Origin of the sequence: Kitasatospora sp. NPDC052896, from assembly GCF_044547075.1 — a bacterium.
Taxonomy (GTDB): Bacteria; Actinomycetota; Actinomycetes; order Streptomycetales; family Streptomycetaceae; genus Kitasatospora.
The window spans coordinates 281657-301784 of the sequence record NZ_JBITZU010000006.1 but is presented as its reverse complement, the minus strand read 5'-3'; the positions used below and the strand labels follow the sequence as shown (position 1 = coordinate 301784).

The window sequence follows — 20128 nt, the reverse complement described above, 5'->3', positions numbered from 1 at the left end:
TGGGTTGTCGTCGGTGAGTCGTCGCCGCACGGGGCGGTGGTCGGGGCCCGGGCGGACCGCGGGCCGCGCGGGGCGGCCAGCGGCAGCGGCGCCCCGCGCGGTCGGAATCTCGTCATCGCCCTCCTCGGGCGTGCCGGGCGATGTGGCGCAGTGCCTGGCCGAACTCCTCGGCCACCCGGCGCACGGTGGCCGTGTCGTGGACCGCGGGGCGGTGGTGCCAGGTGAAGGCGAGGCGGCCGTGCTGCACCGCGCCCACCACCTCCACCAGGTGGGAGCCGCCGTCCCGGGGGTCGTGGTCCTGCCCGAAGGAGCCGTGCTCGGCCCGGACCAGGCCACCCTCGGGGACCTCCGACCGGGCGTCCCACTGACCGAGGTAGTTGAAGACCACCAGGCCGTGCGCGCCGGCGGCGAGGCGCTTGCGGACGTCGGGCGAACCGAAGGTGCGCAGGGCGCCGAAGCCCAGCCCGTTGCCCGGCACCGCGCGCAGTTGCCGGCGTACCGCCTTCACCAGGGAACGCCAGTCACGGTCCGGGCCGAAGTCGTCGGGAGCGGGCACCTGGAAGGCGACCGGGTAGACGGTGGTGAACCAGCCGACCGTGTGGGAGAGGTCGACGCCGTCCAGCACGTCCTCGCGGCCGTGTCCTTCCAGGTCCAGGCGGACCCGCTGGTGCCCGGTCCAGCGGGCCAGCGCCAGGGCGAGCGCGGCCAGCAGCACGTCGTTGACGCGGGTGCGGTAGGCCGTCGGCGCGGCCCGCAGCAGGGCCGCCGTGTCTTCTTCGCCCAGTTCCACGGTCACCGCCGCGGTCTCGGCCGGCTGGTGTCCCGCGGGGCGGTCGAGCGGGGCCGTCCCGGCGGTCACCGCCTCCTCCCAGTAGGGCAGTTCGTGGTCCAGGCCACCTTCCGCGACGTGGGCCGCGAGCCCCAGCGCCCACTCCCGGAAGGAGGTGCCGCGCTCCCCGAGCGTGATCGGGCCGCCCCGCAGGGCCTGCTGGTAGGCGCTCTCCAGGTCGTCGCGCAGCACACGCCAGGAGACGGCGTCGACGACCAGGTGGTGGGCGACCAGGAGCAGGTGGACCGGCCGACCGGGGTCGCCGGTGAACAGGGCCGCCCGCAGCAGCGGACCGCGTGCCAGGTCGAAGCGGGCGTGCAGCTCGTCGGCGGCCTTCGCCATGGCAGCGTCGGCCTCCGCCGCGGACCGCCCCGTCAGGTCGTACGGGACGAGGAGGTCCTCGGTGCGGGCCGGCGGCGGGTTGAACTGGTGCCAGCCCTCCTCGTCCCGGGTGAACCGCATGCGCAGGGCGTCGTGGTGTTCCAGCAGGGCGTCCAGGGCGGCGCGCAGCGCCCGCGGGTCGGGGTCGGCGTCGAGTTCCAGCAGCGTCGACTGGTTGAAGTGCTGGTGGGCGGCGCGCGGGGTGGTCAGGAACCACTCCTGGATGGGGGTGAGCGGCACCTCTCCCGTCACCGGGCCGTCGCCGCCGCGCCGTGGGGCGTCGCGCACGACGGTGGCCAGCTCGGCCACGGTCTGATGCGTGAACAGGTCCCGGGTCGCCAGGTGCAGGCCGTCCCGGCGCAGCCGCGACACCACCTGCATGCTGAGGATCGAGTCGCCGCCGAGCACGAAGAAGTTGTCGTCGGCGCCGATCTCCTGGATGCCCAGGACGTCGGCCCAGATCCGGGCGATGCGGCGTTCGGTGTCGGTCCGCGGTGCGAGGCGCGGCCCGGCGGCGGCCTGCGCGGGCCCGGGTGCGGGCAGGGCCCGCCGGTCGGTCTTGCCGTTCGGGGTGAGCGGCAGCCGTTCCAGCGGCACGAACACCGACGGGATCATGTGCGGCGGCAGCAGCCCGGCCAGGTGCCCGCGCAGTTCACCGGCGGACACCCGCTCCGGCAGGGGTCCGGCGGACCCGTCCGCGGGGACGACGTAGGCCACCAGCCGGCCGGGCCCGGCGACCGCCCCGTCCCCGGAGGCGTCGGCGCGCACGGTGACGACCGCGTCGCGCACCAGGGTGCTGCGGCGCAGCGCGGTCTCGATCTCACCCGGCTCGATCCGGAAGCCGCGCACCTTGATCTGGTCGTCCACGCGTCCGGCGAAGCGCAGGTCGCCGTCGGCGTGCCGGCGCACCAGGTCGCCGGTGCGGTACATGCGTTCCCCCGGCGCGCCGAACGGGTCGGCGACGAACCGCTGGGCGGTCAGGCCCGGGCGGCCCAGGTAGCCGCGGGCGACGCCCGGTCCGGCCACGTACAGCTCCCCGGTCACGCCGGGTGGGACGGGCCGCAGGGCGGCGTCGAGGACGTAGCCGCGGGTGGCGCCGCAGGGGCGGCCGATCGGCGGCGTGCCCCCGCCCGGCGACAGCGGGCCGGTCCAGGTGGCGACCACCGTGGCCTCGGTGGGACCGTAGGAGTTGATCATCCGGCGGCCGGCGGCCCACGTGTCGACCAGGTCGGCCGGGCAGGCCTCGGCGCCGACGATCAGGGTGCGCAGGGCGGGCAGCGCGTCGGCCGTCTCCGGTTCCACGGTCGCCAGGGCCGCCGGGGGGATCAGGGTGTGGCTGACGCACCGGTCGGCGAGCACCTCGGCCAGCCGCTCACCGACCAGCGGACCCTCCTCCCCCGTGACCAGCGCGGCCCCGCCGAGCAGGGAGACGCACAGTTCCAGCACGGAGGCGTCGAAGCTGGGCGAGGCGAACTGCAGCACCCGGTCGCCGGGGCCCACGGCGTACTGCTCGGCGGCGGCGGCCGCGAAGGCGGCCAGTCCACGGTGGGTCACCACCACGCCCTTGGGCGTCCCGGTCGACCCGGAGGTGTAGATGACGTAGGCGGGGTGCTCGGGGGTGAGCGCGGTGGTGCGGTCGGCGTCCGTGGGCGCCGTCTCCGGCCCGTCCGCGGCCCACACCTCAGCCGGGTCGTCGAGCACCACGCGGGCGCCCGAGTCGCGCACCATGAACTCCCGCCGCTGCGCCGGGTAGTCCGGGTCCACCGGAAGGAAGGCACCGCCGGCCTTGCCGACGGCGAGCTGCGCCACCACCGCCCCCGCCGACCGGGGCAGGGCGAGGGCGACCAACCGCTCCGGCCCCACGCCCCGCTGGATGAGCCGGTGGGCCAGCCGGTTGGCCGCCCGGTCCACCTCCGCGTACGTCAGCTCCCGCCCGCCGTCCAGCAGCGCCACCGCGTCGGGGGTGCGGGCCGCCTGCCGCTCGAACAGGTCCGGCAGGGTCGCCTCGGGCACCGGTCGGAACGTGCCCCGGGCCTGGTCCAGCAGGGTTTTCAGCTCGCCGTCACCGGTCAGCGGCAGCGCGCCGACGGGCCGCCCGGGGTCCTGCGCGACGGCGGCCAGCAAGGTGCCGAGCTGGCCGGCCATCCGCTCGGCCGTGGCCGCGTCGAACAGGTCGGTGTTGTAGGTGATCAGGCCGTGCAGTGCCCCCGAGTCCGTCTCGGCGAACTCCAGGGTGAGGTCGAACGCCGCCTGCTCCACCTCGGTTTCGACGTCCGTCACGTCGAGGCCCGGCAGGTCGAGATCGGCCACCGGGGTGTTCTGCAGGACGACCATGACCTGGAAGAGCGGGGTGCGGCTGGTGTCGCGGACCGGCTGCACCTGGTCCACCACCCGTTCGAACGGGACGTCCTGGTGGGCGAAGGCGTCCAGCACCGTCTGCCGCACGTCGGTGAGGAACTCGGTGAAGGGCCGCCGCGTCTCGACCCGCGAGCGCAGCACCAGGGTGTTGACGAAGAACCCGACGAGGTTCTGCGTCTCGGCCCGGTCGCGGCCGGAGGTGACGGTGCCGACGGCGATGTCCGCGTCGCCGCTGAGCCGGGCGAGGTAGGCCTGGGCGGCGGCGACGAGCGTGGTGAACAGGGTGGCTCCCCGCTCGCGGCCGACCCGGGCCAGGCGGCGGGCCGTGCGGGCGGGCAGCTCCAGTCGGGCGGTGGCTCCGCTGCTGGTGCGCACCGCCGGCCGGGGGCGGTCGGTGGACAGGTGGAGCGGCTCTGTTCCCGCCAACTGCTCCTGCCAGTAGGCGAGCTGGTCGTCGGCGTCGGTGTCGCCGGCCGTGCGCTGCCAGTGCGCGTAGTCCGCGTACTGGACCGGCAGCGACGGCAACTGGGGCGCGGTGCGGTCCAGTTCGGCCCGGTAGAGGTGGGCCAGGTCGGTGAGCAGGACACCGGTCGACCAGCCGTCGGTGACGATGTGGTGCAGGGTGAGGGCCAGCACGTGGTCGTCGTCGGCCAGCCGTACCAGGCCGGTGCGCAGCAGTGGTCCCCGGCGCAGGTCGAAGGGGCGGGCGCGTTCCCCGGCGAGCAGCCGGCGCAGTGCCGACTGCCGTGGATCCTCCGGCAGTTCGGACAGGTCGTGCAGCGGCAGCGGCACGTCCTGCGGCGGATGGACGTTCTGGACGCCGTGGCCGTCGACGCTGTCGAAGGTGGTACGCAGCGACTCGTGGCGGGCCACCAGGGCGCGCAGGGCCGCGCCGAGCGCTCCGGTGTCCAGGGCGCCGCGCAGGCGCAGGGCGAGCGCGGTGACGTACTCGGCGCCGCCGGGCGCGAACTCCTCCAGGAACCACAGGCGTTGCTGGGCGTAGGACATCGGCGCGGCCGTGTCGCGGGCGACCGGGACGATGGCGCGGCGCCCGGTGCCGGCCGGGTCGCCGGGCTGGCCCTGTTCCTCGGTGAGCAGCCGGGCCAGGCCGGCCGGCGTGGGGTGGGCGAACACCGTGCGGGGGGTGAGGTCGGTGCCGAAAGCCTCGGACAGGCGTCCGGCCAGGCGGATACTGAGGATGGAGTCACCGCCCAGCTCGAAGAAGCTCTCCTCCACGCCGGGCGGTCGCATGCCCAGGACCTCCCCGAAGACCTCCGCCGTGCGGCGTTCGGCCTCGGTACGCGGCGCGACCCGCTCGCGGTGCCCACCGCCGTGTTCCGCGTCCGGCGCCGGGAGGGCCGCCCGGTCGACCTTGCCGTTGCCGCTCAGCGGGAGGGCGGCGAGCGGCACGAAGGCGGCGGGGACCAGGTAGTCGGGCAGGGCGCGGGCGGCGAAGGCCCGCAGTTCCTCCGGGTCGTTCCCGGCCGGGCCGACCACGTAGGCCACCAGCCGCCTGCCGCCGGGCCGCTCCTCACGGGTGAGGACGGCGACGTCGGTGACCTCCGGGTGTGCCGCGAGCGCGGCCTCCACCTCGCCGGGTTCCACCCGGAACCCGCGGATCTTCACCTGGTCGTCCGCGCGGCCCAGGAACTCGACGGTTCCGTCCGGGCGCCGCCTGGCCAGGTCGCCGGTGCGGTACATCCGGGCGCCGGGCGGACCGAGGGGGTCGGCGAGGAAGCGTGCCGCGGTCTCGCCCGCACGCCCCAGGTAGCCGCGCGCCACGCCCTCGCCAGCCACGTACAGCTCGCCCGCACAGCCCGGCGGGACGGGCCGCAGGCGGCCGTCGAGGACGTGGACGCGCTTGTCGTCCAGGGGGTGGCCGATGGGAACGGTGTCGGGAACCGTCGTCGCGTCCGCGAGGGTGAAGGAGGTCGCGAAGGTCGTGGTCTCGGTGGGTCCGTAGCCGTCCACCACGCTCAGGCCGGGGCAGGCGCCCAGGACCCGGCGCACGGCGGCGGCGGGCACCACGTCACCGCCGGTCCACAGCCGGCGCAGGCCGGCGAAGCAGTCCGGCGTGTCCTGGGCCAGCAGCCGGAAGAGCCCGGCGGTGAGCCACAGCGCCGTCAACCCGCCGCTCCCGGCCAGCCGCCGCAGCAGCGCCGCGTCCACCGGCCCCTCGGGGGCGACGACCACGCAGCCCCCGTTGAGCAGCGGTGCCCACACCTCGAAGGTGGCGGCGTCGAAGGCCACCGGCGAGTGCAGGAGGACCCGGTCGCAGAGGCCGCCGGCGAAGCGGCTGTCGGTGGCCAGCGACGCCACGTCGCGGTGCCGTACCGCCACCGCCTTGGGCTGTCCGGTGGATCCGGAAGTGAACATCACGTAGGCCAGCCGGTCCGGGTCGGCGGGCGGCACGGGCCGCGCCGCCTCCCCGGCCACGTCGGTCCGTGCGGCGGCGACCTGTTCGGCGGTGAGCCGGGTGGTGGCGCCCGCCCGGGCGAGCAGGACCCGGCGGCGTTCCTCGGGGGCCCGGGCGTCCACGGGCACGTAGGCGCCGCCCGCCTTGAGCACGGCCAGCTGGGCGACGACGAGTTCGGCCGAGCGGTCCATCAGCAGCGCCACCCGGGCCTCGGGCGCCAGGCCGTCCGTCAGCAGCCGGGAGGCCAGGCGGTCCGACCAGTCGTCCAGTTGGCGGTAGGTCAGCTCGTTCCCGCCCTGCCGCAGCGCGACCGCTTCGGGGGTGCGGCCCGCCTGCTCGGCGAAGACCCGCACCGGGCTGCGCGGAGCCGCCCGGCGGGCGGTGGCCTGCCACGACGCCAGCAGTTCCCGGTCGGCCCGGGTGAGCGGGTCCAGCTCGCCGAGGTCACCGTCGAGGCCGTCGGCGAGGGCGGTGAGCAGGACGACCAGGCGGTCGGCCGCGTCCTGGACCGTGCGGCGGTCGAACAGCGCGGGGTCGTAGGCCAGGTCGAAGCCGAGCCGCTCGGTCAGGTGGGCGCGCAGGCACCAGGGGAAGGTGGTGGCGTCGTCGGCGCGCACCTCCGCCACCCGCACCCCGGTCCTGGCCGCGGCCGACTCGTCGACGGGGTAGTTCTCGAACACCACCATGCTGTCGAACAGCGCCTCGCCGGCCGGCACGTCGCTCAGCCCTTGGACGCGGGAGAGCGCCAGGTGGTCGAAGCGGCGGCCGTCGCTCTGCCGCTCCTGCAGGTCCCGCAGCCAGGGAAGCACGCCACCGGCGGGAATCCGGACCCGGGTCGGCACCGTGTTGATGAACATGCCGATCATCGACTCGACGCCGGGCAGTTCGGCCGGGCGCCCGGACACGGTGGTGCCGAACACCACGTCGTCGCCGCCGCCGTAGCGTGCCAGCAACAGCGCCCAGGCGCCCTCCACCACGGTGTTGACGGTCACTCCGGCGCTGGCGGCGGTCTCCCGCAGCCGCCGCGAGACCGCCTCGTCCAGCCCGTGCTGGACGGTCGCGCCGGAACGGGCGCGGTGCGACTCGGTCGGCGTGCGGTCGTACGGCAACGGGGTGCGCGCGGTGAAGCCGGCCAGGACGTCGGCCCAGTGGGCCTCGGCCGCGTTCTCGTCCTGGTCGCCCAGCCAGCTCAGGAAGTCCGCGAACGGCCGCCGTACCGGCCGGGGCGCCCGCGGACCGCCGGTCAGCGCGGCGTACTCCTCGCACACCTCGGTCAGCAGCTGCCCGCTGCTCCAGCCGTCCAGGATGAGGTGGTGGGTGGACCACAGCAGCAGGACCTCGTCGCCGGGCAGCGCGGCCAGGGCCAGGCGGGTGAGCGGCGCGGTGGTCAGGTCCATGCCCGCGGCGCGGTCCGAGGCGAGCAGCCGCTCGGTCTCCTCCGCCCGCCGCCCGGGCGTCAGATGACGCCAGTCCAGGTGGGCGACGGGCAGCTCGGCACGTTGGCGGACCACTTGGACCGGGTGCGGCAGGCCCCGCCAGTGCACGCTGGAACGCAGCGCCGGTGTGCGGTCGGCGACCTGCTGCCAGGCCCGGGCGAACCCGCGCGGGTCTGCCACTCCGGCCAGCCGCACCGCGATCCGGTCGAAGTAGGCGCCCTCGGTGTCGACCAGTCCGTGGAAGAGCATCCCGGACTGCAGCGCGGTCAGCGGCAGCACGTCGGCGACGTGGCGGCCGTCGCCGACGAGCCGGTCCAGCTGCTCCTGGGCGAGCCCGGCGAGCGGGAAGTCGGACGGGGTCCGGCCGCCGGCCCCGGGGCGGGCGCAGTGCGCGACGATGTCGCGCAGGGCGGCGCACATCTCCTCGCCCAGCCGGCGGACGGTGGCCTCGTCGTAGACGGCCGTCGGGTAGGTCCAGCCCAGTTCGAGGCGTCCGTGCTGGACCACTCCCGTGATGTCCAGCAGGTAGGGGCGGGGTTCGTCCGGGTCGGTGTCGCCGCCGGTCGGGGGCAGCGAGCCGCGGTACAGGCCGTCCGTGCCGGTGTCGCCGGCATCCCACTGCCCGTGGTAGTTGAAGCCGACTTCCGGGGCCGGTGCACCGGCCAGCGGGCTGCCCGGCATCAGATGGCGCAGCGCGCCGTGGCTCAGCCCGTGCAGCGGGACCGCGCGCAGTTGCTCCTTGACCGAGCGCAGGGTGTCGTGCCAGCCGGCGTCGGGGGCGACGCGCAGGGCGAGCGGGAACTCGGCGGTGAACCAGCCCACCGTCCGGGACAGGTCCACGTCGTCGAAGAGGTCCTCGCGGCCGTGCCCCTCCACGCCGACCAGAACGGTGTCGCGCCCGCACCATCGGGTCAGGGTGCGGCCCAGGGCGCTGAGGAGGACGTCGTTGACCTGGGTCCGGTAGACCTCGGGGACCTGGCGCAGCAGCGCGTCGGTCGCCTGCGCGTCCAGCGTCACGGTGACGGTGGCGGCGGTGCCGTGGCTGTTGGTGCCGGGCCGGCCGGCGGGCAGGCCGGCCGGAGCCGCGCAGGCGCGCGCCCAGTAGTCCGTGTCGGCGTCCAGGGCACCGGAGCGGGTGTGCCGGTCCAGCCGGGTGGCCCAGTGACCGTAGGACGTGCCCGCCGGGGGCAGTTCGACCGTCTCCCCGGCCCTGGCCGCCTGGTACGCCGCCTCGAGGTCGGCCAGCAGGATGCGCCAGGAGACGCCGTCCACGGCCAGGTGGTGGACGGTGATGACGAGCTGGCCCTCCCGCTCCCCGCCGCGGTCGAAGAACAGCACGCGTGCCACCCGGCCGTCGGTGGGGTCGAGCGAGGCCCGGGCCTCTTCCGTGGCGCGTCGCACCTCCGCCTCCAGGCCCGCGGCGTCGAGGCCGGCCACGTCGTGCCGGGTGAAGACGCCTTCCGGCGCCTGGGCCGTCACCTCCTGACGCCAACCGGTGCCGGTGTGGCGGAACCGGGTGCGCAGGGCCGGGTGGCGGTGCACGAGGGCCGAGACCGCCCGGCGGAGGGCCGAGGGGTCGGTCCCGGGGGCCAGTTCCAGGCGCTGGGTCATGGTGAAGCGCAGCGCGTCGCCGGGCCGGCGGCCGTCGAGGTACCAGTGCTGGATCGGGGTGAGCGGTGCCTCGGCGGGCGGGGTGTCGCCCCCGGCGTCCGGGCGGGCGACCACCTCGCCGACCCGCAGGGCGAGTTCGGCGACGTTCTGGTACCGGAAGACGTCCTTGGTGGTGAGGGCGAGCCCCGCGGCCCGGGCGCGGGAGACGATCTGGATGCTGAGGATGGAGTCGCCGCCGAGCACGAAGAAGTTGTCCTGGGCGCCCACCCGCGCCACACCGAGCACCTCGGCCCAGATCGCGGCGAGCCCCTCCTCGGTGCCGGGCCGCGGCGCCACGTACGGGGTGGTGCTGTCGGGCTGGGCGGGCGGGGCGGGCAGCGCGCGGCGGTCGGTCTTGCCGCTGGTGGTCCGCGGGATCCGGTCCAGCGGGACGAACGCGGCGGGCACCATGTGGTCGGGCAGCGTCCGCCGCAGCCGGGCCCGCAGTTCGTCGGCGGGCGGTACCCGGTCCCCGGCGGGCACCAGGTAGGCGACGAGCATGAGGCGGCCGGCGTGCTCGCGTGCGGTGACCACGGAGTCGGCGACGTCCGGGTGGTCCAGCAGGGCGGCCTCCACCTCGCCGGGCTCGATCCGGAACCCTCGGATCTTGACCTGCTCGTCGACGCGGCCGAGGAACTCCAGCAGTCCGCGCGCGTCCCAACGGGCCAGGTCGCCGGTGCGGTACATGCGGGTGCCGGGCGGCCCGAAGGGGTCGGGCAGGAAGCGGACGGCGGTCAGGCCGGGCCGGTTCAGGTAGCCGCGCGCCACCTGTGCGCCGGCCAGGTACAGCTCCCCGGGCACACCGGGCGGCACCGGCTGCAACGCGCCGTCGAGCACGTAGGCCCGCAGGTTGCGACCGGGGCGACCGATGACCGGGCGGTCGGGGCGGTCCGTGCACCGGCCGTAGACGGCGTCGACGGTGCACTCGGTGGGCCCGTACATGTTGTAGGCGGTGACGCCGAGGCCCGCTCGGGCCGCGCACAGCTCCTGCCAGGTGGCGGCGGGGACGGCCTCGCCGCCGACCAGCAGCAGGCGCGGATGGTGGCGGCCCGGCGCGAGCAGGCCCGCGGAGGTGAGTTCGCGCAGGAAGGAGGGGGTGACGTTCAGCAGGTCGAGGCGGCGTTCGACGATCTGGGCGCAGAACGCCTGCGGGTCCAGCCGGACGTCCTCGTCGATGAGGTGGACCTCCTGGCCGAGCGCGAGCAGCAGGGGACCTTCCCAGCTGGTGTCGAAGGAGAACGAGGCGCTGAGCGCGGCCCGCAGCCGCCCGTCCGCGACGTGCGGCGCGACCAGTCCCTCGTGGTGGTCCCGGCAGAGGTTGACCAGGTGACGGTGTTCCACCGCGACGCCCTTGGGCCGGCCCGTGGAGCCGGAGGTGTAGACGACGTAGGCGGTGTGCTGCGGCAGCAGGGGGCTCGTCCGGTCGGCGTCGGTGAGGTCGTGCGCGGGCAGCCGGTCCCACGGCACCTCGCGCAGGACGTCCGCCGTCAGCACCGTCTGCGGCCGGGCGTCGTCGAGCAGGAGGCCGGCCCGCTCCTCGGGCAGGTCCAGGTCGACGCAGAGCAGGGTGGCGCCCGCCTTGAGCACCGCGAACAGCGCCACCAGCAGGTCCGAGCCGCGCGGCAGCCGGACGGCGACCACGCGCTCCGGACCGGCGCCGAGGCCGACGAGGTGGCGGGCGAGCCGGTTGGCCCGCTCGTTGAGGGCGCTGAAGTCGAGGGTGGCGTCCCGGGCGACCAGGGCGGTGGCGCGCGGGGTGCGGACGGCCTGCGCCTCGAACAGGGCGGGAAAGGTGGTGTCCGCCCCGGGTAGCCGCTCGCCCCGCCCCTGCCGGAGCACCTCACGCCGTTCGTCGGTCGTCATCAGCGGAAGTGTGCCGACCGCGGCGCCCGGATCCCCGGCCGCGGCCTCCAGCAGGATCCTCAGCCGGGTGGCCAGGCCCTCGGCGGTCTCCGCGTCGAACAGGCCGGTGTTGTACTCCAGGTAGCCGGTCAGGCCGCCGTCGCGCTCGACGAAGTCGAAGGAGAGGTCGAAGGTGGCGTTGCGGACCGGTGGTGTCACCGGTGCCACGTCCAGGCCGGGCAGCCGGGGCGTCTCGGCGCCCAGGTTGTGCAGGGCCACCATCACCTGGAACAGCGGTGTGCGGCTGGTGTCGCGCTCCGGCTGGAAGGCGTCCACCAGCCGTTCGAAGGGCACCTCCTGGTGGGCGAACGCCTCCAGGACGGCGGTGCGCGACCGGGCCAGCAGCTCGCGGAACGACAGGTCCGGGCGCACCCGGCCGCGCAGCACCAGGGTGTTGACGAACATGCCGACCACGTCGTGGAGTTCGCTCCGCTCCCGGCCCGAGGTGACGGTGCCGACGGCGATGTCCTCCTCGCCGGCCCACCTGGCGAGCAGGACCTGGCAGGCCGTCAGCAGGGTCATGTAGAGGGTGGCGTCGGCCTCCCGGCCCCGCTCGCGCAGCCGTCCGGTCAGCGCGGCGGGCAGGGTGAAGGTCACCAGGGCCCCGTCACGGGTGCGCACCGCGGGTCGCGGCCGGTCGGTGGGCAGTTCCAGCGGGACCATGCCGTCCAGAGCCCGGCGCCAGTAGCCGAGGTCCTCCTCGACGCGGTCGGTGCGGGCCCGCTGCCAGGCCGCGTAGTCGGTGTACCGCACGGGCAGCGCCGGCAGGTCGGGGCGGCGCCCCTCTCGCGCCGCCGCGTACAGCTCGCCCAGGTCCCGGCCCAGGACGGCCATGGACCATCCGTCGGTGGCGATGTGGTGCACGGCCAGGACCAGCATGTGCTCGTCATCGGCCAGCCGGACCAGCCGGGCGCGCAGCAGGGGCCCGGTGGCGAGGTCGAACGGAGTGGCGGCGACGTGTTCCAGCAGCGCGTCGAGGGCTGCCGGGGCCGCTCCGAGGAGATCCTCGCACGGCAGCTCGACCGGCTCCGGGGGGCGCACGACCTGCCGCGCCCGCCCGTCCTGCTCGGCGTAGGTGGTCCGCAGCGCCTCGTGCCGGGCCACCAGGGCGTCCAGGGCGGTGCCCAGGGCGCCCACGTCGAGCGGGCCGCGCAGGCGGAGCGCGGACAGGGTCGTGTACTCGGTGCTGCCCGGCTCGAAGCGGTCGAGGAACCACAGCCGCTGCTGGGCGTACGACAGTGGCGGCTCGGCGTCCGGGTCCGCGGCGGGGATGACGTCGGCCGGCGAGCTCCCGGTCCCGGCCGGGTCTCCGAGGGCGGCGGCCAGGTCCGACAGCGTGGGGTGGGTGAACAGCAGCCGGGGCGAGACGTCCGCGCCGAACGCCGCGCGCAGCCGGGAGGTGACGCGGACGGCGAGGATGGAGTCGCCACCGAGGGCGAAGAAGTCGTCGTCGGCGCCGACCTCGTCGGTGTCCAGCACGTCCGTCCACGCCGCGGCGACCAGCCGTTCGGCGCGGGTGCGGGGCGCGGTGCGGTCGTGGCCGGTGGCGAAGCCGTCCGGGCCGGGCGCGGGCAGGGCGCGCCGGTCGAGCTTGCCGTTGGCGGTGAGCGGCATGGCCGCCACCGGGACGTAGGCGGCGGGCACCATGTACGCGGGCAGCAGCCGTTCCAGGTGCGCGCGGAGGTCGGCCGCCGGGGGCGCCGCGGCGCGGTCGGCGCCGCCGACGACGTGGGCCACCAGCCGGCGCGTGCCGGAGGCGTCCTCGTACACGCCCACGGTGGCGAGGCCCACGCCCGGGTGGGTCTGCAGGGCGGCCTCGATCTCGCCGGGCTCGATCCGGTAGCCGCGGATCTTCACCTGCTGGTCGGCGCGGCCCAGGTACTGCAGGGTGCCGTCGGCCCGCCACCGCGCCCGGTCGCCGGTGCGGTACATCCGGGTGCCGGGCCCCCCGAAGGGGTCGGCGACGAAGCGGGTGGCGGTCAGGCCGGGCCGGTTCAGGTAGCCGCGGGCCAGGCCCTCCCCCGCCACGTACAGCTCACCCACCGCGCCCGGCGGCACGGGGGCCAGGTCCGCGTCGAGCACGTACAGCCGCAGGTCGGGGATGCCGGTGCCGATCGGCCCGGCGCTGCCGGCCGCCGCCGTCGCGCGGTCCAGCGGGGCGCGGGTGACGTGCACGGTCGTCTCGGTGATGCCGTACATGTTCACCAGGCGCGGTGCGTCGTCCGGGTGGCGGGCGTACCAGTCGGCGAGCCGGGTCACGTCCAGCGCCTCACCGCCGAAGACCACCGTGCGCAGCGCCAGTCGGTCGCCGATCCCGGGATGTTCGGCGTCCGCGCGCACCAGCTGGTAGAACGCGGACGGGGTCTGGTTGAGGACGGTGACCTGTTCGTCGGCCAGCAGGCGCAGGAACTCCTCCGGGGAGCGGGCGGTGTCCTCGGGCACCACGACGAGCCGGCCGCCGTACAGCAGCGGGCCCCACAGCTCCCACACCGAGAAGTCGAAGGTGTAGGAGTGGAACAGGGTCCAGACGTCGTCCGCGCCGAAGCCGAACCAGTCGCGGGTCCGGTCGAACAGGCGCACCACGTTGGCGTGGGGCACCACGACACCCTTGGGGTGGCCGGTGGAGCCGGAGGTGAAGATGGCGTAGGCGGGGCTCTCCGGCAGCGGGCGGTGGGCGGTGGCGAGCCCGGTGACCGGACGCCGCGCCAGGTCGGCGCGCACCTCCGGGTCGTCCAGTGGCAGGACCGGCACACCGGCCTCCCGCGCCCCCGGGGCTTCCTCAGAGACCGTCAGCAGGGCCACCGGCCCGGCGTCCCGCAGCAGTCGGGCGACGCGTTCGGCGGGCAGTCCGGGATCGACGGGCAGATAGGCCGCGCCCGTCTTGAGGACGGCGAGGACCGCCACGACCAGGTCGACCGAGCGGGGCAGCGCGAGGGCCACGAACCGCTCGGGAGCCGCGTGGAGTTCGACCAGCCGGTGGGCGAGCCGGTTGGCCCGCGCGTCCAACGTGGCGTAGTCGAGGCGGTCCTCGCCGCACGTGACGGCCTCGGCGTCCGGGGTGCGGGCGGCCTGTGCCTCGAAGAGGTCCACCAGGGTCCGCGCGGGCCGGCCCTGCGCGGTGCCGTTCCAGTCGACCAGCACGCGCCGCCGCTCCTCGGCGGTCGTCCAGGGCAGGGCGCGCAGCGGGCGGTACGGGTCCCCGGCCAGCTCGGTGAGCAGCAGGCACAGGCGGTCGGCGATGGTTCGCACGGTCACGGCGTCGAACAGCTCCGGGTCGTAGGCGAGGTCGAAGCCGAAGCGTTCTCCCTGGTAGGCCCGGAGCACGAGCGGGTAGTTGGTGGCGTCGCGGGAGGACACGTCGGCCAGGCGCACGCCGGAGCCCGCCGTGCGGGTCTCGTCGAAGGGGTAGTTCTCGAAGGCGACCATGCTGTCGAACAGCGCGCTGCCGGACGGCAGGTCGCTGAGACCGGTCAGCTCGGCGAGGGACACCGCGGCGAAGCGCCGTGCCTCGGCCTGCGCCTCTTGCAGGTCCCGGAGCCAGGCGGCGGCGGTCCGGCCGCCGTCCACCCGGACCCGGGTCGGCAGGGTGTTGATGAACATGCCGATCATCGACTCGACGCCGGGCAGGTCGTCGGGGCGTCCGGAGACGGTGGTGCCGAACAGCACGTCCTGCTCGGCGCTGTAGCGGGACAGCAACAGCGCCCAGGCGCCCTGCACCATGGTGCCGAGCGTCAGTCCGGCCTGCCGGGCGGTGCGGGCCAGCCGCTCGGACACCTCCTCGGAGAGCCCGGCCGTGTGCACGTCCGCCGACCGGGTCCGGTGGACCTCCCGCCGGCCGCGGTCGACGGGCAGCGGGGTCGCGGTGGTGAAGCCGTCGAGGACGCCCCGCCAGTGCGCGGCGGCGGCCCCGGCGTCCTGGTCGGCCAGCCAGCGCACGTAGTCGCCGAAGGGCCGGCGCACGGCCGGTCGCGTCCCGGCGCCGGTGGTGAGCGCCGCGTACTCCTCGAAGACGTCGGTGAGGACCTGGGCCAGGCTCCAGCCGTCCAGGATCAGGTGGTGGGAGGTCCAGAGCAGGTTCAGGCGCGCGTCGGGCAGCCGGACCAGGGTGAGTCGCGTCAGGGGTGCCGTGCCGATGTCCATGCCCCGCGCGAGGTCGTCGGCGCGCAGCCGGGCCAGCCGGTCGGCGCGCTCTCCCGGGTCCGTCGCGCGCAGGTCCAGGTGGGTCACCGGTATTCGGACGCCACGGTGCACGACCTGGAGCGGTGCGGGTACGCCCTCCCACACCACCGAGGTGCGCAGCGCGGGCGTGCGGTCGGCCACCCGCTGCCAGGCGAGGGCGAGGGCCTGGGGGTCGCCCACCCCCTCCAGGAGCAGTGCGGCCTGGTCGACGTACACGTCGTCCGGCCCACCGACCAGACGGTGGAAGAGCATGCCCTCCTGGAGCGGGGTGAGCGGCAGCAGGTCCTCCACGTCCCGCCCGTCACCGACGAGCCGGTCCACTGCGGCCTGGTCCAGACCGGCCAGCGGGAAGTCGGAGGGGGTGCGTCCGCCCGCGTCGGGGCGGGCGCAGTGCTCGACGATGGCGGCCAGCGCGCCGACCATGGCGTCCGCCAGGCGGCGGACGGTGTCCGCCTCGTGTACCTGGTCGCTGTAGTGCCAGGTGATCTCCAGCTCGCCGTCGGCCACCACGGCGGACACGTCGAGGAGGTGGTCCAGCCGCTCGTCGGGGGCCGTGTCCCGGCCCAGGACCTCGCCGTTGGGGGCGAAGTCCGCTCCCCCGGAGGCCGCCCACTGTCCGTGGTAGTTGAAGGACACCTGGGGCAGCGGCAGGTCCCGCAGGGCTCCGGCGGACGGGTCGGGCGAGCCGAGCCGGGCCAGCGCCTCGTAGCTCAGGCCACGACGGGGCACGGCCCGCAGCCGCTCCTTGATCCCCTTCAGGGTGGCGGCCCAGTCCGGCGCGCCGGCCGGACCGGCCGGGGCGAGGGTGACGGGGTACTGCGTGGTGAACCAGCCGACCGTCCGGGAGACGTCGAGGTCGGAGCCGGCCGGACCGCCGAGGTCCTCCCGGCCGTGGCCCTCCAGGGCGACGGTCACCCGCTCGGCGCCCGTCCAGTCGGCGAGCGCCCGGCCCAGCGCGCTGAGCAGCACGTCGTTGACCTGGGTGCGGTAGACCCCGGGGACCCGCCGCAGCAGCGCCTCGGTGGTGGCGCGGTCCACCCGGGTGCGCACGGTGCGCACGGATCCGGCGAGCGGGGTGCCGGAGCGGTCGACGGGCAGCGGGGTGACCGGCTCCAGGGCCTCGGCCCTCCAGTACGACAGGTCGTCGTCGAGCTCCCCGGTCCGCACGCGCTCGGCCAGCCGGCGGGCCCAGTCGGTGAACGGGGCGTGCTCGGGCTCCAGGCGCGGCGGCCGGCCCTCGGCCGCCTGGCGGTAGGCGCGTTCCAGGTCGGCGAGGAGCACGCGCCAGGAGACGCTGTCCACGGCCAGGTGATGGGCCGTCACGAAGAGCTGGGGCCGCGCGTCGCCCGACCGAGGGAGCAGGGCCGCGCGCAGCAGGGCGCCGGTGGCCGGGTCCAGCGCCGCGCGGGCGGCGTCGGCGGCCCGGACCCGGGCGGCCTGGACGGCCTCGGGGTCGGCGCCGGCGACGGCGACGGGCGGGTGGTGGCGGGTCAGCAGCCCGGTGACCGGGCCCGCGCCGGGGTGCTGCCGCCAGGTGTCACCGGTGCGCGCGAACCGGGTGCGCAGCGCCGGGTGCTGCGCCGCCACCGCGGCCACCGCCTCTTCCAGTGCCCGCTCGTCGAGGTCGCGCGGCAGGTCGAGCACCAGGGACATGCTGAAGTGGCGCAGCGGGCCGTGCGTGGCGAAGAACCACTCCTGAACGGGAGTCAGCGGGGCGGGGCCGTCGTCGTGCGTTCGCGGCGACGCGGCCGGGGTGGCGGTCCGGCGGGCCGCGGCGACGAGGTCGGCGACGGTCTGGTGGCGGAAGACGTCACGCGAGCTGAGTTCCAGGCCCGCGGCACGGGCCCGGGAGACGGCCTGGATGCTCAGGATCGAATCGCCGCCCAGCTCGAAGAAGTTGTCCGTGACGCCGACCCTCGCCACGCCGAGCACCTCGGCCCAGACGGCGGCCAGCGTCTCCTCCTCGGGCGTGCGGGGGGCGACGAACTCCCGCTCCCGCCGGTCGCCCTCGGGGTCGGGGGCGGGCAGGGCGCGGCGGTCCAGCTTGCCGCTGGTGGTGAGCGGCAGCGCGTCCAGCACGGTGAAGGAGGAGGGCACCAGGTGATCCGGCAACACCCGCCGCAGGGCCGCCCGCAGGTCGGGGACGGGCCGTACGGTGCCTTCCGCGACGGTGCCGGCGGCCAGGACGACGTAGGCCGCCAGCCGGGTGTGGCCGTGCGCGTCGGGCACGGCGGCGACCGCGGCCGCGACGACCTCCGGCAGGTCCAGCAGAGCCGCCTCGACCTCGCCCGGTTCGATCCGGTGACCGCGCACCTTGACCTGGTCGTCGGCGCGCCCGAGGTAGTCGAGACGCCCGTCGGTGGTCCAGCGGGCCAGGTCACCCGTGCGGTACATGCGGGTGCCGGACGGCCCGATGGGGTCGGCCACGAACCGCGCCGCGGTCAGCCCCGGACGGCCGGCGTAGCCGCGGGCGACCTGCTCCCCCGCCAGGTACAGCTCGCCGCCGACCCCGGGCGGCACCGGTTGGAGCCGGTCGTCGAGGACGTAGGCCCGGACGCCCGGCAGCGGACGGCCCACCAGCGGGCGGTCGCCCTCCACGATGCGGCAGGCCAACGCGTCGACCGTGCACTCCGTGGGGCCGTAGAAGTTGTAGGCGGCCACCTCCGGGTGGCCGGCGAGTTCGCGCCAGAGGCGGGGGCCGACCGCCTCGCCACCGAGCATCAACACGCGTGGGCGGTGGCGCGGATCGGTGAGCAGCCCGGCGGGCAGCAGCTGCCCGAGGTAGGAGGGGGTCACGTCGAGGAAGTCGATCCGGTGCCGGACGACGTACTCGACCAGGGCGGCCGCGTCCATCCGGGTCGCCTCGTCCACCAGGTGCAGCGGGTGGCCGTCGGCCATCAGCAGCACGCCCTCCAGGGAGGTGTCGAAGGAGAACGACGCGGTCAGCGCCACCCGCAGCGGGCCGCCGCCCGCGTCGGCGACGAATCCCGCCCGGTGGGCGGCCAGCAGGTTCGCCACCGCGCGGTGCGGCACGGCGACGCCCTTGGGACGACCGGTGGAGCCGGAGGTGTAGATGACGTAGGCGGTGTTCGCCGGGCGCAGCGGGGCGAGGCGGTCGGCGTCGCGGGGGTCGGTGTCCGGGGCCGTGTCGGGCACCGCGCGCAGCGCGGCCTCGTCCAGGACCAGAGCCGGCCGGGCGTCGTCCAGCAGGTACCGGACGCGCTCCGTCGGCAGGGCCGGGTCCAGCGGCAGGTAGCCGGCGCCGGACTTCCAGACGGCGAGGATCGCCACGACCATGTCGGCGGTGCGCGGCAGCCGCAGCGCGACCAGCCGTTCGGGACCGGCGCCGAGGGCGATGAGATGGTGGGCGAGCCGGTTCGCGCGGGCGTTGAGCGTGGCGTGGTCCAGCCGCTCGTCTCCGGCGACCAGGGCGAGGGCGTCCGGCGTCAGGGCCGCCCGGCGCTGGAGGATCTCGGGGTAGGTGGTGTCGTCGACGGGGAGCGCGGTGGCGTTCCAGTGCCGCGTCACCCGGTCGAACTCCTGCGCGGAGAGCAGCGGCAGGGTGCCCAGGGGCCGGTCCGGTTCGGCGACGGCTCCCTCCAGGAGCCGCAGGAGCTGCTCGGCCATCCGCCGCGCGGTGGACTCGTCGAACAGGTCGCTGCGGTACTCCAGCAGGCCGGTCAGTCCCTCCCCGTCCGGCACGAACTCGACGCTCAGGTCGAAGGTGGCGGCCTGCCGTGGCACGGTGACGGGGGCGACGTCCAGCCCGTGCGGGGCGGTGGCGGCGGGCGGCGCGGGGTGCAGCAGCACCATCACGTCGAACAGCGGGTTGCGGCCCGCCTCGCGGGGCGCGCCCACCGCCTCCACGAGCCGCTCGAAGGGCGTGTCACCGTACGCGAAGGAATCGTTCACGGTGCCGGTGGCGGTCGCCAGCAGGTCACGGAAGGACCCGGACGGCTCCACCGGGGTGCGCAGCACCACCGTGTTGACGAAGCAGCCGACGGCGCGTTCGAGATCGGTGCGGGACCGTCCGGGCGTCAGCGAGCCGACGGCGACGTCGTCCTGGCCGGACCAGCGGGCCAGCAGCGCCTGGGTGGCGGCGACGAGGGCGGTGTACAGCGTGGTGTGCTGCTCCGTCACGAGCTCGCGCAACCGGGCCGTCAGGTGTCCGGGGACGGTGAAGGTGTGCACCGCGCCCGGACCGGCCTCCTCGCCGCGCCGGGGCCGGTCCAGCGGCGGCTCCGGCGTCATGGAGCCGGCCAACTTGCTTTTCCAGTAGGCGAGATGCTTCTCCAGTCGGGCACCGGAGAGCTGCTCGCGCTGCCACACCGCGAAGTCCGGGTACTGCGTCGCCACCGGGGGAAGCTCCGGTGCGGCACCCCGGGCCAGGGCGTCGTAGGCGGTGCAGAGCTCGTCCAGGAGCACGCCCATCGACCAGCCGTCGGTGACGATGTGGTGCGCGGTCAGCAGAAGGACGTGCGAGTTGTCCGACTCGCGCACCAGCAGGGCGCGCAGCAGGGGGCCCTGCCGCAGGTCGAAGGGGCGGGAGTACTCCTTCGACAACGTCGCGTCGAGGGTCTCCGGCGCGCTCAGGTCCCGGATCGGAAGCGCCACCGGCTCCGCCGGTCGCACGGTCTGCACCAGCCGGCCGTCGGTCTCGTCGAAGGTGGTCCGCAGCGCCTGATGGCGTGCCACGACGGCGGCCAGCGCCCGGGCGAGCGCCCCGCACTCCAGCGGCCCGGTGAACCGCAGCGCGACCGCGCTGTTGTAGCGGGGGTCGCCGGGCCGCAGCCGGTCCAGGAACCACAGGCGCTGCTGGGCGAACGAGAGGGGCAGTGGGCGGCCCTGTTCGGCGCGCGGGATGCTCCGGTCGGCGGCGGCCCCCTCGCCGCCGGACCGTCCGGCCAGCCGGCGGCGCAGCGCCTCCCGCAGGTCCTCGGGCAGGGCCGCGGCGCGGTCTCGCTTCGAAGGCGTCAT

1 protein-coding gene is annotated in these 20128 nt (G+C 75.7%); it reads right to left on the bottom strand.

Translation table 11 applies throughout. The features are described 5' to 3' along the window. Positions 1 to 112: 112 nt before the first annotated feature. Positions 113 to 20128 (bottom strand): non-ribosomal peptide synthase/polyketide synthase, encoded by a 20016-nt coding sequence (locus tag ACIGXM_RS15815; RefSeq protein ID WP_396561071.1) that lies wholly within the window; start codon positions 20126 to 20128, stop codon positions 113 to 115.

What these genes read in the sequence shown, in the direction of transcription:
- ACIGXM_RS15815 (WP_396561071.1), bottom strand. Translation starts at nt 20,128, where the DNA reads ATGACGCCTTCGAAGCGAGACCGCGCCGCGGCCCTGCCCGAGGACCTG.